At 68.3% G+C, this 21,100-nt stretch carries 17 protein-coding genes; 3 read left to right on the forward strand and 14 right to left on the reverse strand.

Translation table 11 applies throughout. From position 1 onward, the window contains the following. The 3 genes from B0W88_RS13195 to B0W88_RS13205 all read left to right on the forward strand — a co-directional run. Positions 1 to 718: MFS transporter (locus B0W88_RS13195; protein ID WP_144006750.1), on the forward strand; the 718-nt coding region annotated here is incomplete at its 5' end. Further along, entirely contained in the window at positions 718 to 1,338 is a 621-nt protein-coding gene (locus tag B0W88_RS13200; RefSeq protein ID WP_077035120.1) for a TetR/AcrR family transcriptional regulator, read from the forward strand. The genes B0W88_RS13195 and B0W88_RS13200, both read left to right, overlap by 1 nt. 74 nt (positions 1,339 to 1,412) lie before the next feature. Next, positions 1,413 to 2,738, forward strand: a complete 1,326-nt coding sequence (locus B0W88_RS13205) for a hypothetical protein (protein WP_144006751.1) — start codon at positions 1,413 to 1,415, stop codon at positions 2,736 to 2,738. Position 2,739: 1 nt separating this feature from the next. Here the strand turns inward: B0W88_RS13205 and B0W88_RS13210 are convergent, their stop codons facing one another. From B0W88_RS13210 to B0W88_RS13275, 14 genes are all read right to left on the reverse strand, one after another. Then, positions 2,740 to 3,948 (reverse strand): PstS family phosphate ABC transporter substrate-binding protein, encoded by a 1,209-nt coding sequence (locus tag B0W88_RS13210; protein ID WP_077035122.1) that lies wholly within the window; start codon positions 3,946 to 3,948, stop codon positions 2,740 to 2,742. Between the two features lie 17 nt (positions 3,949 to 3,965). Beyond that, on the reverse strand, positions 3,966 to 5,162 hold the full coding sequence (locus B0W88_RS13215; protein ID WP_077035123.1) for a PstS family phosphate ABC transporter substrate-binding protein: 1,197 nt from the start codon (positions 5,160 to 5,162) through the stop codon (positions 3,966 to 3,968). A 138-nt stretch (positions 5,163 to 5,300) separates the two neighbouring features. After that, positions 5,301 to 6,509 (reverse strand): PstS family phosphate ABC transporter substrate-binding protein, encoded by a 1,209-nt coding sequence (locus tag B0W88_RS13220; protein ID WP_077035124.1) that lies wholly within the window; start codon positions 6,507 to 6,509, stop codon positions 5,301 to 5,303. 18 nt (positions 6,510 to 6,527) lie between these two features. Beyond that, complete coding sequence (locus B0W88_RS13225; protein ID WP_077035125.1) at positions 6,528 to 7,721, reverse strand: PstS family phosphate ABC transporter substrate-binding protein; 1,194 nt, start codon at positions 7,719 to 7,721, stop codon at positions 6,528 to 6,530. Next, positions 7,718 to 8,770, reverse strand: a complete 1,053-nt coding sequence (locus tag B0W88_RS13230) for a PstS family phosphate ABC transporter substrate-binding protein (RefSeq protein ID WP_144006752.1) — start codon at positions 8,768 to 8,770, stop codon at positions 7,718 to 7,720. Before B0W88_RS13230 ends, B0W88_RS13225 begins: the two co-directional genes overlap by 4 nt. Beyond that, entirely contained in the window at positions 8,767 to 9,735 is a 969-nt protein-coding gene (locus tag B0W88_RS13235; RefSeq protein ID WP_083748768.1) for a substrate-binding domain-containing protein, read from the reverse strand. The genes B0W88_RS13230 and B0W88_RS13235 overlap by 4 nt, the downstream gene beginning before the upstream one ends. A gap of 137 nt (positions 9,736 to 9,872) precedes the next feature. Continuing rightward, entirely contained in the window at positions 9,873 to 10,973 is a 1,101-nt protein-coding gene (locus tag B0W88_RS13240) for a PstS family phosphate ABC transporter substrate-binding protein (RefSeq protein ID WP_144006753.1), read from the reverse strand. Positions 10,974 to 10,987: 14 nt separating this feature from the next. Next, complete coding sequence (locus B0W88_RS13245) at positions 10,988 to 12,085, reverse strand: PstS family phosphate ABC transporter substrate-binding protein (RefSeq protein ID WP_144006754.1); 1,098 nt, start codon at positions 12,083 to 12,085, stop codon at positions 10,988 to 10,990. Between the two features lie 14 nt (positions 12,086 to 12,099). Next, a complete protein-coding gene (locus B0W88_RS13250; RefSeq protein WP_077035130.1) occupies positions 12,100 to 13,242 on the reverse strand; it encodes a PstS family phosphate ABC transporter substrate-binding protein in 1,143 nt (380 codons plus the stop codon). Between the two features lie 20 nt (positions 13,243 to 13,262). Then, positions 13,263 to 14,339, reverse strand: a complete 1,077-nt coding sequence (locus tag B0W88_RS13255) for a PstS family phosphate ABC transporter substrate-binding protein (protein WP_077035131.1) — start codon at positions 14,337 to 14,339, stop codon at positions 13,263 to 13,265. A 78-nt stretch (positions 14,340 to 14,417) separates the two neighbouring features. Then, positions 14,418 to 16,457, reverse strand: a complete 2,040-nt coding sequence (locus B0W88_RS13260) for a TonB-dependent siderophore receptor (RefSeq protein WP_077035132.1) — start codon at positions 16,455 to 16,457, stop codon at positions 14,418 to 14,420. Between the two features lie 88 nt (positions 16,458 to 16,545). Then, entirely contained in the window at positions 16,546 to 17,553 is a 1,008-nt protein-coding gene (locus tag B0W88_RS13265) for a PstS family phosphate ABC transporter substrate-binding protein (RefSeq protein ID WP_077035133.1), read from the reverse strand. Further along, the gene (locus B0W88_RS13270) at positions 17,550 to 18,602 is read right to left on the reverse strand and encodes a PstS family phosphate ABC transporter substrate-binding protein (RefSeq protein WP_144006755.1); all 1,053 of its coding nucleotides are present in this window, start codon (positions 18,600 to 18,602) and stop codon (positions 17,550 to 17,552) included. The genes B0W88_RS13265 and B0W88_RS13270 overlap by 4 nt, the downstream gene beginning before the upstream one ends. Before the next feature lie 172 nt (positions 18,603 to 18,774). Further along, on the reverse strand, positions 18,775 to 21,042 hold the full coding sequence (locus B0W88_RS13275; RefSeq protein ID WP_077035135.1) for a TonB-dependent siderophore receptor: 2,268 nt from the start codon (positions 21,040 to 21,042) through the stop codon (positions 18,775 to 18,777). Positions 21,043 to 21,100: the final 58 nt, after the last annotated feature.

The raw sequence follows: 21,100 nt of genomic DNA on the forward strand, positions 1-21,100 counted from the left end.
GGTGGACGCGCAGCGGCGCCATGCCACGCCCTTCGTCGACGTGACGCTGCTCGCCCGCCGCGACGTGGCCTGCCTGCACCTGATGTCGCTGAGCTTCGGCGTCGGCACGACGGCGATCTACGTGCTGCTGCCGATGCTCGTCACTGCCGCCAGCGCCGCCGGCGCGGGCTACGGCTCCAGCCCGCTGGTCGTCGGCGCGCTGCTGCTGCCGACGGGGCTGACCAGCGTGCTGCTGATGCCCTTCTATGCGCCGCTGGACCGCCGCCTCGGCCCGCGAGGCGTGCTCTTGCTGGGCCTCGCCTGCATGGCCGCCGGGTTGCTGATCCCGGTCTTCTGGCGGCAGCAGATCTGGCCGCTGCTCGCCTGCACGACGCTGTTCGGCGCGGGCATCTCGCTGGCCTACACCGAGGGCATCACCGAGCTGCTGCGCCTCGTGCCGGCCGAGCGCGGCGCCGGCGCCAGCGGAACCTTCCAGCTGGCCAAGACCATCGGCTCGCTGCTCGCGGCCACCGGATTCTCGGTCGTGCTGGGCGCGGGGGAGGGCGCGACGGGCGTGGCGGCCCTGCCGCAGTTGGGCATCGCCTTCGCCATCGCCGCTGCTGCCTGCGCCGTGGGCATGCTCGTCGCGGCGGGCCTCGGACCGCGCCGGCGGCCGCAGGCCGGCATGCGTGCCGCTCTCGGTGAGAATCACCTCGTTCCCCGCCAACTGGAAGACTGATGCCTGCACGCTCCGCCGAATACATGGACGACATGCGCGAACGCATCATCACGGCCGTCTCCGACTGCCTGGATGAGAAGGGCCTGGCCAACGCCTCGCTGACCGACGTGTGCGAGAAGGCGCAGATCAGCCGCGGCGCGCTTTACGTCCATTTCAAGAGCAAGAGCGAGATGCTGTGCGCCGTGGTGGACCGTGCCGCGCGCCTGGCCGGCGCCCGGCAGCAGTTCGCCGATGCACAGGCCCTGCGCGCCATGCTCATCAATGAATATTCCATGCCCTGGTCCAACGACCGCGACATGCTGTACTCGGAGATGGAGTTCCTGGCCGCGGCGCGCACCGACGAGGCGCTGCGCGAGGCTATCCGCCGCTCCATCGACGCGCGCAGCGAGCGCATCCGCACCGGCATGCGCCACCTGCGCAAGCGCGGCGAGCTGCGCGACGACCTGTCCGACGGCGCCGCCGCCGTGACCCTGGGCTGGTTCTTCGAAGGCATGATGAACATGAAGTTCGGCAGCGAGGTCACGCGCGACGTTCACATCGACGCCGTCGACGCGCTGCTCGGCGGCATGCTCAAGCCCAAGGTGCTGCGCGCGCTGGCCGAAGCCGCCCCGGCCCCCTGATCGGACGGACCGGCTTTCAAGGGCCGTTGTCTTGTCATATAAAGACCGACTGATCGGTTTGAAAGAAACCCATGATGACTGCTGAAGCCCTGATCTCGCGCCTGCCCGACCTGCTGGCCATTCCCCGGTTCGCCGAGATGCGCGAACGCACGCGGCGGCTGTGCGGCCGCAGCGGCGTCGAGGTGCGCGTCGTCGGCGAGGACCGCGAAGGCGAGCCCATCGAGATGGTCTCGCTCGGCGACGGCCCGGCCAGCGTCCTGCTGATCGGCGCGCCGCACCCCAACGAGCCCATCGGTTGCATCGGCATCGAATGGCTGATCGAGCAGTTCGCGAGCGACGCCGGGTTGCTGCGCGCCACCGGCTGCCGCTGGCACTTCATCAAGGCGATCGAGCCCTATGCGCTGAAGCAGAACGAGGGCTGGTTCATGCGGCCGGAGGTGGCTCCCTACCTGCAGCACTTCTACCGGCCGGCCTTCAGCATGCAGGCGGAGTACTCCTTCCCTCCGGCCGGGGACGCCAGCTGGCAGCCGGTCCCGGAGAACGAGGCCTACCAGCAGGCCCTGCGGCTGGCCCGGCCGGACCTGCTCGCCTCGCTGCACAACGCCGAGGGCTCCGGCGCCTTCTACTTCATCTCGCGCGATGACGAGGCGCTGGCGCGGCGCCTGTCTGCACAGGCGCTGGCCCGCGGCCTGCCGCTGAACCTGCTGGGCGAGGAGGCGCCCGACGTGCGCGAGGCGCCGCTGGCGCCCGGCGTCTTCCTGCTGCTGGACGAGGTCTGTGATCCGGCCCTGCCGCGCGAGCTGCCGGGCCTGTCGGTGACGGCCTGGCTGGCGGAGCAGGGCGCGCAGATGGGGCCGCGACCGCTGTTCCTGGTGCCGGAGGTGCCGCTGTTCCTGGACCGCAGCACGGGCGTCTTCGCTTCGATGGAGGCCGGCCTGGACAGCGTGGCGGCCATGGCGCTGGACGGGCCGCTCGGCGCGCTGCTCGGCGAGCCGCTGGACGCGATGGCGCCGTCGGCCACCCCGGTCGAGCTGTACTACGTGGACGCGATCCGGGAAGCGGTGCCGCTGTCGCGCAAGCTGCTCGCGGAGCTGCCCGCGCTGAAGACCCGGGCGAGGCCGGAGCACTTCGAGGCGCAACTGCGCGCGCAGGTGCTGCTCGCGCTGCGCCCGCTGGCGATGGCGCGGCGCGTGGCGGCGATGCGCGCGTCGCGCACGGAGCTGGGCGCGCTGGCCGGGCGTGCAGGCGCCATCGAGCAGGCTTGCGCGCGCGAGCTGGCTGCTGCGCTCCAGTCGCCGCTGCTGCGCGACGCTTTCCAGCCGGTGCCGCTGCGCACGGCGGTCGCCATGCAGCTGGAGGCCGTGCTCGCGACGGCGGAAACCGTGGCGGGCCTGAAGTGAGTCAACCGCCCTCGGCCTTCGCCGCCTTCCCGCCAGCATCCAGCTTCGCCCGCTGCTCCGCCGCGAATTCGGCCGTCATCGGCAGGTACTTGGCGTCGCGCTGCACCGCCTCCTGCCCCTCGCGGCTCAGCACGAAGCGCAAGTACTCCTTGACCAGCGGGTTCATCTGCTGGCCGGGGCGCTGGAAGGTGTAGAAGTAGACCTCGCGGGTCAGCGGGTAGGTGCGGGCCTGGACGGTCTGCAGCGTCGGCATCAGGAACGGGCCCTGCGCCGTCCTGGCCAGCGGCACGGTCTTGGTCTTGTCGTTGAGGTACTTGATGCTGGTGTAGCTGATGCCGTACTTGTCGTCCGAGAGCGCCTTGATCAGCAGGTCGCCGGCGCTGATCAGGTTCTTGCCGTCGGGCGCGGCGGCATTGCTGAACTCGCGCAGGTTCTCGTTCCACTTGTAGCCGCCGCCCATCACCTTCTCGGCGAAGTCGCGCGGGAAGTGGTAGTTCAGGTTGTAGGCGTAGACGTGGATCGGCTTGTCGGCCCACTCGCCGGTCAGGCCCAACTGGCCCCAGGTGCGGAGGTTCTTCTCCGGCCCGCGGGCCTGTGAGGCGTCCCAGGTATTGCCCATCCAGCCGCCGTCTCGGGCGGCGCCGAAGATGCCGTCGAGCTGTTCGAGAGTCAGCTTGGATAGCGGGTTATCTTTATGGAGCACCGGCGTCAGCGCCCAGGTCCAGCCGGGGATGTCCAGCGAGCCGGTGGCCATCGCGATCTCGACCGGCTGGCTCTCCAGCACGCGCTGGAAGGCCTGCGTCTCCTCCCAGGTGGCCTTGCGGCCCATGGCGGCCACGTCCGCGCGGTCCATGTACAGCGAGGCCATGCCGATGAAGGTGCTCTTCAGCTGGTCCTCGAACTTCACCTCGGGATGGAACTTGCGGAAGCCTTCCTCGAGGTACTTGGCGAGATTGCTGTCGGCGAGGTAGTTGGAGCCCCACTGGCGGATCGTGCCCTTCAGCGGTGCGGCTGGCTGGTAGTGGGGCAGGGCGCCGAGGTCGAACTGAGGCGCGTAGTAGGTCTTGTTGGCCTTGGCGGCGAGCCAGGCGGCGCGGGCGCGCTGCATCTCGAGCGGGTCCTGCGAGCCGGCGCTCTTGCTGTCCTGGGCCTGTGCGCCGGCAAGCGCGATCAGGCCCGCAGCCGCGAGCACGATGGGGCGGAGCTTCATGGCGATGATCCTCGTAGTCAGGCGAGCTTGGCGAGTTGCGCGGCGGCGGCCTCGGCAGTCAGCGGCAAGTACTTCCCGTCGCGCTGCACGGCGGCCTGCCCTTCGCGGCTGAGCAAGTAGCGCAGGAACTCGCGCGATTTCGCGTCGATCCCCTGGCCCTTGTCACGCTTGAGGTAGTAGTACACGTCGCGCAGCAGCGGATAACGCCGTGCCTGCACGGTGTCCAGCGTCAGCGGCACGGCGGGCCCGCCGCTGCGGTCGGCCAGGGCCAGCGCCTTGGTCTGCGGCGTCTTGAAGGGCATGCCGGTGTAGGCGATGCCGTAGCGGTCCTTGGAGAGGTCGCGCATCATCAGCTCGCCGGCGCCGGTCAGCGAGCCGTCCGCCTTCTGGCCCGCGGTGTTCGAGTACATCCGCAGGCCCTCGTTCCACTTCCCCGATCCCCTGAGCACTTTCTTGTCGATCTCATCGGTGAAGTGGTATTTCAAGTTGTAGCCGTAGACGTTGATGGGCTTGTCCGCCCATTCACCCTTGAGGCCGAGCTGGCCCCAGGTGCGGACGTTGCGATCGGCGCCGCGGGCGTGCTCGGGCCGCCAGGTCAGGCCGTCCCAGCCGCCGCTGCGTTCGGCGCCGAACACGCCGTCGAGCTGCTCGAAGCTCAGCTGGGCTAACGGGTTATCCGCATGGACGAAGACGCCCAGCGCGAAGGTCCAGCCGCGCACGTCGAAGGAGCCGGTGGCCATCACGATCTCGACCACGTCGATCGTCGAGCTGCCCTCGCTGCCGCCGGAGGCGCCCTCGCGCTCGAAGCCCTTCAGCTCGTCCCACAGCGCCTGCCGGCCCATCGGCGCCAGGTCGGCCACGCCGGCGATCAGGCCGGGGAAGGCGACGGCGGAGCTGGACAGGTTGTCGGCGAAGCGCACGTCCGGATGGAACTTCTGGAACTCCGCCTCCCAGACCTTCACCAGCGGGCTGTCCTGGATGTAGTTGTTGCCCCACTGGCGGATCGTGCCGCTGACTTTCTGCTGCGGCTGGTACGAGGGCAGGCCGGAGAGGTCGAACTCCTTCGTGTAATAGACCTTCACCGCCCGGCTCTTGGTGCCGATGGCGCGGGCCTTGGAGAGGGTGTCGGCGTCGGTGGTCGGGGCTTCCTTGGCCAGGGCCGCGGCGCCGAGCGATGCACCGGTCAGGCCGGCGACGAAGTTGCGTCGGTTCATGTCAGTTCTCCGTGGCGCTTGGGCATGGCCCGTTCGCCCTGAGGTATCGAAGGGCCCAGGCGAGACCGGGCAGAGGGCTTCGATACCTCAGCCCGAACGGAGAGCGGGTCGGCGCGGCGGGAGGAAGTCCGGTTCATCTCAATTCGCTCCCTCTTCCAGCTTCTGCAACTGCGCCTTCACCACCGCGCCGGTCAGCGGCGTGTAGCGGCCCTCGCGCTGGATCTCGTTCTGCCCCTCCTGGCTCAGCACGTAGCGCAGGAACTCCTCGACCTTGGGCTCCATGCGCTTGCCCGGCGCCTTGACGCCGTAAAAGAAGATCTCGTTGATCAGCGGGTAGCTGCGGTCGCGCACCGTCTCCAGCGTGCGCATGACAGCGGGCCCGCCGTCGCGGCCCTGGATCGCCAGCTCGCGCACGTTCTTGCCCTCGACGGTCAGCGGCGAGGCGATGCAGATGGACAGCGGGTCGCTCTCCAGCGCGGCCAGCACCTGCTTGCTCCACGGGTTGATCTTGCCCTCGGGCGTTGCGTAGTTCGCGTAGGAGCGGTAGCCCTCCACCCACTGGTCGCTGCCGTACAGCACCAGGTTCTGGAACACGGTCTGGATGTTGGCGCGCGGCGACTGGCCGCAGGGGTGGATCGGCTTGTCCGCCCATTCGCCCTTCAGGCCCAGCTGCCCCCAGGTGCGGAGGTTCTCGCCGGCACCGCGCTTGTACGGGTAGTCGGTGCGCCAGGTGCTCTTGTCGTAGCCGCCTTCGCGGGCGGTGCCGAACACACCGTCGAGCTGCTTCATGCTGATCTGCGTCAGCGGGTTGCTCTTGTGGACCAGGATGATGAAGCCCGGCGACCAGCCGTAGACGTCGTAGGAGCCGGTGGCCGCGGTGATCTCGGTAATCGGGAAGCGGTAGACCTGCTCGAAGGTCAGGTGGTCCATCAGCGTGGCCGGGCGGCCGACGCCGAGGTCCGCCACCTTGCCGGCGACGCCGGGGATCGCGATGCCGGCGGTCGGCAGGTTGTATTCGATCGTGATGCCGGGCTGGAACTTCCTGAAGCCCTCGGCCCAGTAGCCGCCCAGCGGGCCGTCCTTCAGGTAGTTGCTGCCCCAGATCTTCAGCGTGCCGCTGACCTGCTGGCGCGGCACGTAGTGCGGCAGGTCGGACAGGTCCCACTGCTTCTTGTAGCCGCCGTCCACCGCGTGCTCCTTGCGGAACTTGGTGACGTCCAGCGTCCAGATGCTCTGGCGCGCGTTCTTGGCCTTGATGGCGGCCTGGCCGGATTCGGTCTGCTCCTGGGCCTGCGCGGCGGCGGTGGCCAGCAGCGCGAGGCAGGCGAGGGTGATGGCGGTCTTCATGGGGGCGTCTCCTTGTCTTCAGTAGTTCGCGAGCTTGTCCAGGCCGGCCTTGGCGGCGGCGGCGGTCAGCGGGAGGTACTTGCCGTCCTTCTGCACCAGCGCCTGGCCTTCCTGGCTCAGCACGAAGCGGATGAACTCGCGCACCTTCGGGTCCATCTTCTGGCCCGCCTTGACGCTGACCCAGAAGGACTGGTCGCCCCACAGCGGATAGCTGCGGTCCTGCAGCGTCTCCAGCGTGTAGGGCACGGCGGGGCTGTTGTCGTCGCGCGCCACGGGAAGGATCTTGATGTCCTTCGGGAACCCGTGGTGGAAGCGCGCGTAGCCGATGGCGCCCGGGTCCTTGCGCACCTGGTCGAAGATCTGGTCGGCCTCGAGATACACGGTGCCGTCGGGCCGGCGGAAGTTGGCGTAGGCATGCAGGTCGCCGTTCCAGCGGTTGCTGCTCTGGAGCACGTCGCGCGAGAACTCGACCGCGGTGGCATAGCTGACGTCATAGCCGTGCGGCGTGATGTGGCGGCTCGACCATTCACCGGAGAGACCCATCTGGCCCCAGCTGCGGATGTTCTTGTCCGCGCCGCGCGCGAACTCGGGATGCCACACGGTGCCGATCCAGCCGCCGTCGCGCACGGCGCCGAAGATGCCGTCGAGCTGCTGCAGCGTGATCTTCGTCAGCGGGTTGTCCTTGTTGACGAAGATGACCATATTGTTCTGCCAGCCCACATAGTCGTAGGAGCCGGTGAACACCGAGATGCCCAGCGGCTCGAAGCCCTTGAGCCGCAGGTGGGCGAGGCTGTCGTAGAAGCCGGGATCGTGGTTGATGCCGATGTCCGCCTTGTCGAAGTACAGGCAGGGGATCGCGGTGGCCGCGGTCTCCAGGTTCATCTCGACGGTGACGCCGGGCTGCAGCTTTTCGAAGGCGGCCTTCCAGTAGCCGCCCAGCGGCGAGTCGCCCACGTAGTTGTTGCCGCACAGGCGCAGCGTGCCGCTGACCTTGGCCTCGGGCGCATAGTGCGGCAGGCCGCTGAGGTCGAACTGCTTGGTGTAGGCCTGGCTGTTGGCGCGGGCGGCCATGCGGGCCTTGCGCTCGGCATGCGAGCCGACCGGCAGCTTGCGCGATTCCTCGGTCGGCTGCGATTGCGAGGATTGGCCGATGGCGGTGACGCTGGCGAGACTGGTGCAGGCGAGCAGACCGAGGGCGATGCATTGCTTCATTTCGAGGTCTCCAGTTTTTTGAGTTCGAGCGCGGCCGCCGGGGCCAGCACGGGCAGGTAGCCGCCGCCGTCGCGCAGCACGGCCTGCTGCGCATCGCGGCTGAGGATGTAGCGGATGAACTCGCGGATGTGTGGCGGCAGCGGCTTGCCCGGCGCCTGGTCCACGAACATCGAGATGATTCGGGTCAGCGGGTAGCTGTGGTCCATCACCGTCGCCTCGCTGGGCAGGACGAAGGGGCCGCCGTCCTCGGCGGCGATCGCGATCGGCCGCACATCCGGATGGTGGTACAGCGCGCCGGAGAAGGCGATGCCGTCGCGGTCCTGGGCCAGCGCGTCGAGCATGCGCTGGCCGCCGTCGGTGGCGCCGCCCAGCGAGCCGGGCAGGTCGGCGAACTCGCGCACCTCGGGCCGCCAGCGGCGGCTGTCCAGCAGCACCGCCTCCTCGAGGAAATCGGAGAAGCCGCGGGCCAGCGAGAAGGAATATGGGTGGACCGGACGATCGGCCCAGTCGCCCTTCAGGCCGAGTTCACCCCAGCGGTGCACGGCCGCGCCGCCGCGCCGTCGTTCCTGGCCATAGATGGCGTCCAGCTGCTTGAGGGTCAGCTCGGGCAAGGGGTTGTCCTTGTGGACGTAGGCGACGATCGCATAGCCGCGGTTGCGCGTCGCATAGCTGCCGGTGACGACGCCCAGCCCCGTCGGCGCATAGCCTTTCACTTCCTTGAAGGCATTGATCTCGACCGGCCAGATCTCGCGCCCCATCAGCGCCAGGTCGCCCTGGCCGGTGTAGAGCGCGCCGATCGCTGAGGCGGTGCCATGCAGCCGGTTGTCGAACTGCACGCCGGGGTGGAACTTGCGGAAGCCGTCCTCCCACTGGCGCACCAGCGATTCGATGAAATCGAAGCGGCCGGCCAGTGCGCCGTGGCCCCAGATCGAGATGCGGCCGGTGAGGGCGGGGCCCTGTGGCGGGACGTAGGCGGGCGGCAGGTCGGGCGTGGCCGCGGCAGCGCTGAAATTCAGCGTTATGGCCAGCAGCATGGCGAGGAATTTCATGGTGCCAGCCCCTTCAGCGACGCCAGGGCCTGCTCCGGCAGCAGCGGCAGGTAGCCGCCCTCGGCCGCGACGGCGGCCTGCCCCTCGTCGGACAGCACATAGGCCAGGAACTCCCGCACCGGCGGGGTCAGCTTGTGGTCATAGGCGATGTGGACCGTGCGGGCCAGCGGGTAGCTGTGGTCGGCGGCGCTGGCGCGGGTCAGCGGCACGAAGGGCTCGCCTGCCTTTGCCGCCAGCGGCAGCGCCTTGACGGCCGGCGTGGCAATGGCCATCGGTGCGACGACGATTGCGGCGGGATCGCTCGCCAGCACCGCAAGCGCCTGCGTCTCGCTGGCCATCTCCTCCAGCGCCGGATTCCACTTGAAGCTGTTGAGCATCACTGCGCGGCGGAAGAACAGGCCGGGGATGCTGTCCACCGGCGGCGCCAGCACGCGGATCTGGCGCGCGGCCCACAGGCCGCTCAGGCCCAGGTCGCCCCAGGTCCGCGCATTGGCCGCTGCGCCGCGCTTGTGCTCGGCGCCGAAGACCGCATCGAGCTGCTGCAGCGTCAGCCCGGCCAGCGGGTTGTCCGGATGCACGAAGACGGCCAGGTTCGCCGCCACGCGCTGCGCGGCGATGCCCGCATTGGCCACGTCCACGACGGCCGGCTTGCGCAGCTTGGTCCACTCGAAGGCCATGCTCTCCACCGGCAGGCGCAGCTCACGGCCGATGAAGGCGAGGTCGGCCACATCGGTGTACAGGCCCGCCATGGCTGAATCCGGGCCATGCAGCGTCGCTTTCAGATGCGCCTTCGGTTGAAGCTGGCGAAAACCTTCACCCCAACGCGCCAGCAGCGCCGCGTCGTCCGGGCTGCCCCAGACGCGGATCTCGCCGTCGACGGTGGACTGCGGCTGGTAGGGCGCGGCGACGGCAGGCAAGGCCATCCCCTGCGCCAGCATCAGCGCATACGCCAAGAGGTGTTTCATCAGAGCCTCGTCAGCTAGTCGTTGCGTACCACCACTGCCCGTTCGCCCTGAGGTACCGAAGGGCCCCGGCGAGGCAGCCGCATGAGGGCTTCGATACCTCGGCCCGAACGGAGTGTGGGCGGCTGGGGCGACCCATCTCAGTCGAGCTTCTTCAGCTGCTCGTTGATATAGGCGATCGGCATCGGCGAGAACGCGCCGTAGTCCGCGATCACCTTCTGGCCTTCACGGCTCAGGCAGAAGCGCAGGAACTCGCGCACCTTCGGCTCCACCGGCTGCCCCGGCGCGCGGCGGAAGTACAGGTAGTAGTCGCGCACCAGCGGGTAGCTGCGATTCGCCACGGTGTCCTTGGTGAAGGGCACGTAGGGCCCGCCTTCCTTCGCCGCCACCGCCAGCACCCGCAGGTTCGGATAGTCCTTCGCATGCAGCCAGGCGCCCCAGCCCATGCCGTACTTGTCCTTGGACAGCTCCTCCAGCATGCGTTCGCTGGCGACCTTGAAGCCGGCGTCGTCCTTGGTCGCCTGCTGGGTCTCCACGTATTCCTTGTAGTTCTCGTTCCACTTCTGCGACCAATGGTTGAGCTTGCGCTCCAGGTAGATCTTGAAGCCCGGCGAGACGTAGCCGTAGGTCTGGATCGGATGGTTGGCGAACTCGCCGGTCAGGCCCAGCTGGCCCCAGGTGCGGATGTCCTGCTCCGGGCCGCGCGCGTACTTGCTTGTGTAGCGCAGGCCGTTGCTGGCCATGGGTCCGACGTCCCAGCCCCCGGTGCGCGAGGCGCCGAAGATGCGCGCGAGCTGGTCGGTGGTCAGCTTGGTCAAGGGGTTGTCCTTGTTGACCAGGAACACCGCCGGCCACAGCGTGCCGCGGTTCTCGGCGCCGCCGGTGGCGATCGAGATCTCGGTGGGCACGTACTTGTAGGCCTCGTAGAAGGGCATCATGTCGGTGATCTTGGCGTCGTCGCCCATCGGGGCGAGGTCGCCGACACCGAACATCAGCGCGGCGATGCCGCCCTCGCTGCTGGTCATGAAGTTGGCGCTGGCCTTGCACTCGGGGTGCAGCTTGTTGAAGGCGTCCACCAGCTTGATCATGTTGCCGCGCATCCAGTTGCCCACGAGCCGCAGGCCGCCGCCGCCCTCGCACTCGATCTCCTTCTTGTAGGGCGGGATGTCGTCCAGCGATGGCGCTTGCGCCTGGGCCGCGCCGGCAGCCAGCAGGAGCGTGGCGATGAGAGTCTTGTTCATCATGGTTGGCACCCTCAGTTGATCTTCTTCATCTCGACCGCCACATCGCCGGCTTCCAGCGGACGGAAGCCGAACTTGCGCATCTCGGGCGAGTTGATGATGTCCTGCGCGTCCTTGGAGACGAGGAACTCGCAATAGGCCTTCAGCCAGGCGTCCAGCGGCTTGCCGGGCGCCTTGTTGATGTCGATGCCGATCGGGCTGGCAAACGGGTGGCGGCTGCCGGTCAGCGTGCCGTCGGACGGCGGCGTGTTCTCGTCCCAGGCCACGGGCACGAACTTCACGCGCGGCGCGAACTCCTCCATGCGCTTCCACTTGGTCACGCCGCGCATCTCCATCGCGTTGTTCCAGTAGTCCATCAGGCCCATGCTGAAGGCATCCTGCGCCACCGAGTCGATCACCTTGTTGCCGTTGGGCAGCCACTCGATGCGCGGGCTGTAGGCCACGCCGCCGATGAAGTCGCGGAACTCGTCGATCATCGCGAGGATGCCCTGCGTGTCGCGCGGCATGTAGGCGTGGATCGGCAGGTCCGCCCATTCGCCGGTGGTCACGCCGAGCTGGCGCCAGTGGGTGATGTCGCCCTTGCCGTTGCCCGAGGAGTAGATGCGCTTGACCTGGTCCTTGGTGAGCTGCTTGATCGGGTTGGTGGAGTTGACCCAGATGCCGGTGGAGAGCTTGTCGTTCGGGTTGTGGTCGTAGCCGATCTTGAAGTAGGTCACCTCGTAGCCGAAGCGCTCCTTGAAGTAGTCGGCCTCCACGCGGCGGTTCTCGCGGCCGATCGGGCCGAAGGCGGACTTCTCCGACACCAGGCCCTCGACCGACAGCGTGGAGCCCCACATCAGGAACTTGAACTTGATGTTCGGATGCAGCTCCTTGAAGCGGGCGTGCAGTTTGTCGAACAGCGGGATCAGCACGTCGTTGCCGGCCACGTAGATCGTGTCCTTGTCCGGGCCGGTCAGGTAGGCGCGGTACTCGGTCGGGATGCTGATCGGCTTGGGCTCGTAGGGCTTGATGTCCGGGGCGACTTCGACGGCGTTGGCAAGGAGGCAGGCGGCCGCGCAGAACACGGCGGTGAGGCTGCGCTTGAGGAAGGAAGAGTTATGGCTTTGCTTCATGGTCGTCATCCGCCTCAGGGTTGAGGAGCCGGGAAGGGGAAGTTCGTGGACGGGCCCTGCTTGGAGCGCGGCAGCCAGATCTCGGCCTTCTCCAGGCGCTCCAGCTCCTCGGCCAGCTCCTTGTCGCTGAGCGGCATGTAGCCCTTGGCATCGCTGGCGATCGCCTGCTGGCCCTCGCGCGACAGCAGCAGCCGCAGGTACTCGCGCACCACCGGGTCGAAGGCCTCGCCGACCGGGCGGCGTGCGTAGACGTAGAGGAAGCGGTCGTAGGGGTAGCGGCCGGCGAGGATGTCGGCCGCGCTGCCCGTGGTCAGCTTGCCGTCGGTGCCGACCAGCGGCACCACGCGCACCTGCGGCGTCACCTTGTTCAGCGCCACCAGGCCGATCGCCTGCGGGTCGCCGGCGACGCGGGTGACGACGTCGGCATAACGGGTCAGCCGCTCGTACGTGGGCGTGAACGGGCGGCCGGGGAAGGGGCCCATCTTCGTGTACATCATGTAGTCGCCCATGCCCAGGTCCTCGGGGCGGTTGTAGGCGTCCTCGTGCAGGCCGGTCGGGTGGATGGTCTTGCCGGTCATCGCCCCGCCGACGTCGAGCTGGTTCCAGGCCGTGATGTCGCCGGTGCCGGCGCCGTAGGCGAAGATGCTCGTGACCTGGTCCTGCGTCAGCGAGGCGATCGGGTTGGCCTTGTTGACGATCAGGGCCATGGGCCCGAGCTTGGCCTTGGGGTTCAGCGAGGCGTGCGCGATCTTGATCGCCAGCGCGCCGACCGGCTCGGCCTTGGAGCCGCCGTGGATCTTCTCGTAGGGCAGCAGCTGCAGCAGCGTGGCCTCGCCGCACATCGGCGCCAGCGCGGCGGCCTGGTAGGTGATGCCGGGGATGCCGGGGCCGTTGCCCTTCATCACGTCGGTGAACCTGAAGCCCGGGTGGGCCCTGGCGAACAGCGCGTCGGTTTTCGCAATGATGCCGGCCATGTCGTCGCAGCCGATGATCTGCACGGTGCCGTCGGGCAGCACGTAGCCGGCGGACTTGTCGAGCGTGACCGGGGTCGGCTGGTAGGGCTTGGCGCTCGGTGCGACGCCGGCAGCTGCAGCGGCGCCGGCAGCGCAGGCCAGCAGCGCGGCGAGGCCGGCTTGCTTGAAGGAATGCGGGGTCATGTCTTGCCTTCTTTTTGAGTTCAATCGAGCTTGGCGCGCTGCTCGAGCACGAGATCGGCGGGCAGCGGCAGGTAGCTGCCGTTGCGGGCCACCAGCTCCTGGCCCTGGCGGCTCAGGATGTAGCGCAGGAACTCGCGCAGCTTCGGGTCCACGGCGGTGCCCGGCTTGCGGTTCATGAAGATGTAGATGTTGCGCACCAGCGGGTAGCTGCGGTCCTCGAAGCTCTGCTTGCTGGGCATCACCGCCGGCTTGCCGTGGCCCGGGGAGAGCGCGATGGCCTTGATGTCGCCCATGCCCTTGGCCTGCGGCATCACGGTCCAGGCGATGCCGTAGCGGTCGTGCGAGAGCTCGTTCTTCAGCATGTACTGCAGGCCCAGGCGCTGCTCGGCGCGGTCCTCGTCGGCGATCATCTTGCTGCCGCTCTCCACGTACTCGCGGTAGTTCGGGTTCCACTTGTCGCCGTTGCCCATCACCTTCCACTGGAAGAAGCGGGTGGTGCCCGAGGGCGCGTGGCCATAGGTCTGGATCGGCTTGTCGGCCCACTCGCCGGTCAGCCCGAGCTGGCCCCAGGTGCGGATGTCGTGCTCGTGGCCCCGGCCGCGGCCCGGGCGCCACTTGAAGCCGTCCATGCCGCCGTGGCGCGCAGCGCCGAAGATGCCGTCCAGCTGCTGCAGGCTCAGGCTGGCGATCGGGTTGTCCTTGTGGACGAAGACGACCGGCCCGTTGGACTTGCCCTCCACGTCGAAGGCGCCGGAAGCGACCGTGATGTCCGTCGGTGCATAGCCGTACACCTCGAAGAAGGACAGGCTCTCGGTCAGCGTCGCCTCGCCGCCGTCGGGCGCCAGGTCGGTCACACCGGTGACCAGTGCGGGGATGGCGGCATCGCTGGTCGGCAGCGTGTCCTGGAAGCGGATGCCGGGGTGGAACTTCTGGAACTCCGCCTCCCAGAGCTGCAGCACGCCTCCCAGGCCGAAGCCGTAGTTGCGGATCGTGCCGCTGACCGCCTGCTCGGGCTTGTAGACCGGCAGCTCGCCTGACTGCGCTGTCAGTGTGCAAAGGGCGAACAGCGCACCGGCCGTGGTTCTCGCCAACAACATGTCGTTTGTCTCCTCTTCTTGTGGATCCATGCTAGGGCCGATTCCTGAAGCGACCCTTGCACCTTTCTGAACGGAAATTCAGATGTCGTCCACGCGAAGGCTCAGCTTCACGCTGCGGTCCATGCCCGTGCCGTAGGTGCCGGTCTGCACCGAGTTCCAGTAGCTCTTGTTGCGCAGGTTGTCCACGCTGAGCTGCAGCCCGACGCGGCGGCCGGCGATGCGGGTGGCGTAGCTGGCGCCGGCGCTGATCAGCGAGTAGCCGGGGATCGTGGCCTGCTCCTGGTTGTTGACGAAGCGCTTGCTGATGCCGGAGATGCCGCCGTTCAGCGTCAGGCCCTTGAGCCAGTCGGTGCGGTAGGACAGGCCCACGTTGCCGACCGCCTTGGGCGTGTTCTCGGGCGTGAAGCCGTTGAAGGTCGGGTCCGGCGAGACCTGCTTGGCGTGCAGCAGCTGGCCGCCGGTCGTCAGGCCCCACTGGCGGTCCATCTGCCAGGTCAGCGTGGCCTCCAGGCCCTTGTACTGGATGTCGCCGTTGTTGGCGAAGATCTTGGTCACCGGATCGGTCACCGCATTGGCGCGGGTGATCTCGAAGTAGGAGCTGCTGAAGTTAATGCCCTTGAAGCGTGTGACGCGGATGCCCAGCTCGCGCTGCTTGGAGACGGCCGAGGGCAGGATCTCGTTGACGTTGACCGCGGTGGCCGGCGCGGTGCCGCCGGCTTCCAGTCCGCTCATGACGCTGCCGAACAGCGTGACGCCGGGCATCGCGTCGAACAGCACGCCGTAGGCGGGCGAGGTGACGTTGGTGGTCTTGCTGCGGGCGGCGCTGATCTCCTCGTCCTTGGTCGAGCGCAGGCCCAGCAGCAGCTTCCATTGCGGGCCGATGCCGATCGTGTCGTAGGCGTAGACGGCGCTGTCCTTGCTGATCTGCAGCTGCGAGGTCGGCGCCTTGGTGAAGACCGGCGCGGCCAGCTCGATCGGATCGAAGATGTTCTGCTTCTGCGTCAGCACGGTCTGGTTCTGCGCCAGCGAGTTGGCATCGCGCTCGGTGCGCGAGACGCCGCCGGTCAGGTCGTGCGCCAGGCCCCAGGTGCCGAAGCGGCCGCGCGCCTCGATGCGGCTGAAGGTGTTCTCGTATTCCTGCGTCGCCGTGTTGACGGTCACGGTGCCGCCGGCGCCGGTGACGATGTTGTAGCCGCCGATGCGCGTGGTGAAGTTGTCGCGGTCGGAGTTCGAGCGGCCCACCTCGGCCATCAGCGAGAGCGAATCGCTGACGACATAGTCGGCGCGGATCTGCTTGTTGCTGGTGTGCGCGTTCAGCCGCGCCCAGGGGCCGGACAGCAGCTTGCGCGGATCGGGCACCGGCGTGATCGGCACCTTGCCATTCACCGCCGGCAGCAGGCTGATGCCGGCCTGCTGGGCCACGTTCTTCGTGTAGTACTCGTAGTCGCCCTGCAGCGACAGGCGTTCGGTGACCTGGAAGTCCGCGCCGATGCTGGCGAACTTGCCGTTGCCGCCGACGACGCCGTTCTGCAGGTGCGTGTCGGAGGCGTTGACGCGCAGGCCGAACTGCTTGTCGCCGCCGAAGCGCCGGCCCAGGTCGGCCGAGGCGCCCACCTGGCCGAAGGAGTTGCCCGCCACCATCGCGCTGGTCACGTCGTGCGCGCCGGCGCGCTTGGTGACCATATTGATGATGCCGGCCGGGCTGGCCACGCCGTACATCAGCGCATTGGCGCCCTTGAGTGTCTCCACGCGGGCCTTGTCCTCGGTCGGCACGGTGCTGACGCCGGCGATCGGCAGGCCGCCGTTGAGCCGGTAGTTGGAGAACAGGTTCAGCTTGATGCCGCGGATGTTGATCGAGTCGTTGGCGCTGCCCTTGGAGTTGGCGGGCGAGACGCCGGCCACGCCGCGCACGGCCTCGGCATAGCCGTCCTGGCTGGCCTGGTCCAGCGCCTGGCCGGAGACGACCGCCTTGGTGGTGGGCAGCTGCTGCTGGGCGTCGGCGCCCTTGGCGGCGGCGGCGTTCGGCGTGGCCGGCGCTTCCGGGGCCTCGGTCTGTGCGTGGGCCTGCAGAGCTGCGAGCAGGGCGCTCGCCAGGACGGTTCTCTTCATCTTCTTCATGCGGTCTCCAGTTTGTGTTTCTGACTGGGGGACAGCGTAGAAGTCGAGCCTGTATCGTTCCTGTACCGTTTCTGAAAGGGCTGACAGGTCAGCGCAACTGTTGAGATTCGCCGGTCGCGATGGCCGGCAGCAGCGGCTGGAATCCGTCGGCCGCGCCGATCTCCATCTGGCCGCGGGCGCTCAGGATGTAGCGAAGGAAGGCGGCGGTCGGCGCGTCGAGCGGCGTGTCCGGCTTGTGATTCAGGTAGGCGTAGACGCCGCGGGCGAGCGGGTAGCCGCGGTCGGTGGCCTTGAGCGCCGCTGCATCGGCCATCGCCGACAGCGGCAGCGCCTTCAGCCCCGGCGGCAGCGGCCCACTGGCCACGGCGAGGCCGTAGCGGTCGCTGCGCAGCGCCTGCAGGATGCGCTCGCCGGCGCTGTCGCCACCGGACGTCCGGGCTTCCGCGATCTCGTGGATCTGCAGCCAGTTGAGCTGGCGGCTGTCCATCAGCGCGGATTCGCGGAAGAAGCGGCCCGAGCCGCTCTCGGTGTCGAAGGTATAGAGCTGGATGGGCCGCGCCGCCCAGGCGCCGCGCAGGCCGAGCTGGCCCCAGCTCGTCGGCGAAGCCGCCGCGCCGCGCTTGCGCTCGTGGCTGAACAGCGCATCGAGCTGCTGCAGTGTCAGTCGAGCCAATGGGTTATCTCGATGCACGACGACCTGCAGCGCCGGCGAGCGCCCCGGCCGGTCCACGCTGCCGGCCATCAGCTCGATGCGCTGCGGCCGGAAGCGGTAGATCCACTCGAAGGCCTTGACCTCGCTGGCGCGCGCTTCGCGGCCGATCAGCGCGATGTCCGCCTGGCCGGTATAGAGCCCGGCCATCGCCACGTCGCTGCCGCGCAGGTCGTTGACGAAGCGCACGCCCGGATGCTCGGCGCGGAAGGCCGCCTGCCAGCGCTGCAGCAGCTCGCCCATCTGCGGATGCGCCCAGACGCGCACGACGCCTTCAACGGCATCGCGCTGCTGGAACGGCGGCGGCACCACGTCGATGGCCGACACGCGCAGATGGCCCAGCAGCGCGGCACAGGCGAGCACCGCTGCGATCTGCCGGCGCTTCACGACAGCTTCTCCAGTTGGGCCCGGATCGCCCGCGGCCCCAGCGGCAGGTAGCCACTCTCGGCCACCAGCGCCTGCTGGCCTTCGCGGCCCAGCATGTAGCGCAGGAATTCGCGTACGGCCGGCTCGACCGGCTGGCCGGGCGGGCGGTCGATGAAGGCGGGGATGATGCGGACCAGCGGGTAGTCCTGCGCGATCAGCGAGGCCGTCGTCGCCTGGTGCCAGCCGGTCTCGGGGCTGCGGGCCAGCGCGACGGCTTTCACCTTCGGATTGGCATAGCGGACGTTCGAGACGGCCAGGCCCTGCGGGTCCTCGGCCAGCGCGTCGAGCATCTGCTGGCCGTGGTCGTACTGGGTGCCGTCGGCGCGCTGCGTGTGGACATGCTCGACCAGCGCCGGGTTCCAGCGATGGCTGTCTTCCAGCACCGCCTCGCGGATGAAGAGGCCGAAGTCCTCGTCCACCTTCCAGCTGCGCGGCCGGATCGCGCGATCGGCCCAGGCGCCGGTGAGTCCCAGGTCGCCCCAGCTGCGCGCATTGCGGGGGCTGCCGCGGCGGTGCTCGGCGCCGAGCACGGCGTCCAGCTCGGCCAGCGTCATGCGCTCGATCGGGTTGTCGCGGTGGACGAAGACCATGTGCGCGTAGTCGAAGAAGTTGACGTCGAGGCTGCCGGTCGCCACCTCGATGCCGGTCGGCGCATAGCCCCTGGCGCGGCGGAAGGCGGCGGCCGCCTCGGGGCTGATCTCCTCGCCGAGCAGCGCCATATTGCCGGCGCCGGTGTAGAGCGCACCGATGGCGGAGGCCGTGCCGTACATCTTGTAGACGAAGCGCACGTCGGGCTGCGAGCGCGTGAACTCGCGGATCCAGCGCTCGACCAGCTTGCCCATGAAGTCGCGCTTGAAGCTGCCGTGGCCCCACAGCGTGATGGTGCCCGTCACGCGCTCGGCGGGCGCGTAGGCCGGCAGCGCGGTGATGAAGTCGAGCGCGGGATCAGATGTTGCGCGGGCGGCCAAGGGCAGGCCGGCCAGGGCCATCAGGAGGGTTCGTCTGTGCATATCGAGACATTTGGCGGAGGGTCCTTCGACAGGCTCAGGACAGGCTTCGATACCTCAGCCCGAACGGAGTGTGGGCTGCAGGGCTAGAGGAGTCGCGTATGCCCACCGCCCGTTCGCCCTGAGGTATCGAAGGGCCCAGCCCGAACGGCGTGCGTGCGGCAGGGCCAACAGGCTAGAAGTTCACCCGCATCGATGCCGTGATATTCCGCGGCGCCCCCGGCTGCACCTGCACCTGCCCGGTCTGCCCGGCGCTCTCGTAGTAGGTCTTGTCCAGCACGTTGCCGATCTTCAGGTTGAAGGCGTAGCGCTCGTGGATGTAGTAGAAGGCCAGGTCCATCACGCTGTAGCCCGGCAGCTTGACCGGCGTGGGCCCGGTGGAGGCGGTGACGGCCGTCGTCGGCAGCGTGCCGTTGCGCGCGCCGGCATAGCTCAGGCCCAGGCCGATGCCCAGGCCGCGCAGTGCGCCGCTGCCGATGTCGTAGCGCGACCAGAGGCTGGCGGTGTTCTTCGAGACGTTGGTGAGCTGCGCGCCGACCTGGATCGGGTCGCTGGACGCGGTGACCTTGGCGTCCGTATAGGCGTAGTTCAGCACCAGCTGCCAGTCCGGCAGCGGGCGGATGTTCAGCTCCACCTCGGCGCCCTTGGACTGTTCCTCGCCGAGCTGGCTGGAGCAGGTGCCCAGCGGGCAGGCGAAGGTGTTCAGCGTGTTGGTCTTGGTGATCCTGAACAGCGAGAAGGTGCCGTTGACCTTGTGGTCGAACAGGTCCTCGGCCTTCACGCCCACCTCGTTGAGCTTGCCCTCCGAGGGCTTGAAGGGGTTGGCGCCGGTGGCGTCGATCGAGTTGGCCGGGGCGGGCACGTAGGAGGTGGCGTAGCTCGCATAGATCGACCACTGCTTGTCCGGCTGGTAGATCAGGCCGGCCGTGGGCAGGGCGCTCTTGCGCGTGGTCTTGCTGTAGGCGGGCACGTTCTGGCGGCGCTCGGAGATGTCCTGCTTCTCGTAGGCGTTGCGCACGCCGAGGTTGACCTTCCAGTGCTCGCTGACCGAGATGAGGTCGGAGAGGTAGAGGCCCCAGGAGGTGGAGACGAAGTACTGGTCGGTCAGGTTGCCGGGCGTGGCCGGGTTGACCAGCGGCAGCGTGTTGATGTCCGGCACCTGGCCGTACACCGGGTTGTAGATCTTGATGTCGAAGCAGGTGGGCCCCGGGCAGGCGCCGCCGTTGAAGAAGCGCAGGCGGTTCTCGTCGTCGGTGTCGCGCCCGCCGTTGAGGCCCAGGATCAGCTGGTGCTTGATGTCGCCGGTCTTCAGCTTGCCGGTGAGGTTGATGTCACCGAACTTGTAGGTGCGCGTGATCTCGTTCTGGCGCGCACGGCGCACCAGGCTCACGCCGTCGGCACGGATCGAGGTGCTGTTGTAGGTCGAGTCGTCGCTGACGTTGCGCACCACGCGCAAGGCGCCGCGCACCTTCCAGTTGTCGTTCAGCTCGTCCACCATCGACAGGCTCAGCGTGTCGCCGGTCTCCTTGCGCCAGTCGCCGGGCTCCTGGTAGCGGGTGCGGATGTCGGGGTTGATCCTGGTGATGTCGCGGCCCGGCACGGCCAGGCCCACGTCGTAGGAGCTGTTGACGGTGCGGTGCTCGTACTGGGCGGTCAGCGAGAGGTCGTCGGTGGCGTTCCAGGTGACGCTCGGCGCGAAGTAACTGGCGCGTTCATGGGTGTCGGTGCGGAAGCCGTCCTTGTTCGTGCCCTCGGCGACGAGGCGGTAGAGGAAGGTGCCGTCCTTGTCGATCGGGCCGGTGGTGTCCAGGCCGAAGTTGTAGGCGTTCTTGTCGCCGATGCTGATGCCGGCGCCGTCGAAGCTGGAGACCTTCAGGTCGATATAGCTCTTGCGGCTGGACATCGGCTTCTTGGAGACGATGTTGACGAAGCCGCCCGGCTGCACCTGGCCGTAGAGCAGCGACATCGGGCCCTTCACCACCTCCACGCTCTGCACGCCGATGGTCGGCGGCGAGCCGAAGCGGCCGGTCAGGCCGGGCAGGCCGTCCACCATGATCGCGTTCTTGTCCTCGCCGCCGGTGCGGAAGCCGCGGATGCGCAGGTCGTAGCCGGTGTTGCCGCCCTTCTGCACGCCGTTCATGTAGACGTAGAGGTCGGCCAGGCTGGCGGTCTCGATCGCCTTCATGAAGGCGGTGGTGTAGGTCTGGGCGGAGAATGGCGTGTCGCGCGCGGCGATGTTGTTCTTCATCACGCTGGTGGCGCCGGCGCCGAGGAAGGAGCCGCGCACCTCCACGCGTTCGAGCTGCGAGGCGCTGGCGCCTTCGGCGGGTGGTGGGTCGGCCGGGGCCTGGTCCTGCGCGTGGACCTGGAGGGCGGCGAGGGCCACCGAGGCCAGTACCGTCAACCTGAAGGTGCGCTGCTGCTTTCGCTTGCTGTTCGACATGGCTTGTCTCCGCCTGGATGAAGAAACGTGAACTTTGTTTTCACGATTCTTCGGCGGG

It is taken from the genome of Pelomonas sp. KK5 (assembly GCF_001984095.1).
Taxonomy (GTDB): domain Bacteria; phylum Pseudomonadota; class Gammaproteobacteria; order Burkholderiales; family Burkholderiaceae_C; genus KK5.

Bases quoted from the DNA above. Each gene is read 5' to 3' on its own strand.
- B0W88_RS13230 (WP_144006752.1), bottom strand. From the start codon at position 8,770: ATGAAATTCCTCGCCATGCTGCTGGCCATAACGCTGAATTTCAGCGCT.
- B0W88_RS13210 (WP_077035122.1), bottom strand. From the start codon at position 3,948: ATGAAGCTCCGCCCCATCGTGCTCGCGGCTGCGGGCCTGATCGCGCTT.
- B0W88_RS13255 (WP_077035131.1), bottom strand. From the start codon at position 14,339: ATGTTGTTGGCGAGAACCACGGCCGGTGCGCTGTTCGCCCTTTGCACA.
- B0W88_RS13215 (WP_077035123.1), bottom strand. From the start codon at position 5,162: ATGAACCGACGCAACTTCGTCGCCGGCCTGACCGGTGCATCGCTCGGC.
- B0W88_RS13220 (WP_077035124.1), bottom strand. From the start codon at position 6,509: ATGAAGACCGCCATCACCCTCGCCTGCCTCGCGCTGCTGGCCACCGCC.
- B0W88_RS13205 (WP_144006751.1), top strand. From the start codon at position 1,413: ATGACTGCTGAAGCCCTGATCTCGCGCCTGCCCGACCTGCTGGCCATT.
- B0W88_RS13260 (WP_077035132.1), bottom strand. From the start codon at position 16,457: ATGAAGAAGATGAAGAGAACCGTCCTGGCGAGCGCCCTGCTCGCAGCT.
- B0W88_RS13245 (WP_144006754.1), bottom strand. From the start codon at position 12,085: ATGAAGCAAAGCCATAACTCTTCCTTCCTCAAGCGCAGCCTCACCGCC.
- B0W88_RS13270 (WP_144006755.1), bottom strand. From the start codon at position 18,602: ATGCACAGACGAACCCTCCTGATGGCCCTGGCCGGCCTGCCCTTGGCC.
- B0W88_RS13240 (WP_144006753.1), bottom strand. From the start codon at position 10,973: ATGAACAAGACTCTCATCGCCACGCTCCTGCTGGCTGCCGGCGCGGCC.
- B0W88_RS13200 (WP_077035120.1), top strand. From the start codon at position 718: ATGCCTGCACGCTCCGCCGAATACATGGACGACATGCGCGAACGCATC.
- B0W88_RS13275 (WP_077035135.1), bottom strand. From the start codon at position 21,042: ATGTCGAACAGCAAGCGAAAGCAGCAGCGCACCTTCAGGTTGACGGTA.
- B0W88_RS13225 (WP_077035125.1), bottom strand. From the start codon at position 7,721: ATGAAGCAATGCATCGCCCTCGGTCTGCTCGCCTGCACCAGTCTCGCC.
- B0W88_RS13235 (WP_083748768.1), bottom strand. From the start codon at position 9,735: ATGAAACACCTCTTGGCGTATGCGCTGATGCTGGCGCAGGGGATGGCC.
- B0W88_RS13250 (WP_077035130.1), bottom strand. From the start codon at position 13,242: ATGACCCCGCATTCCTTCAAGCAAGCCGGCCTCGCCGCGCTGCTGGCC.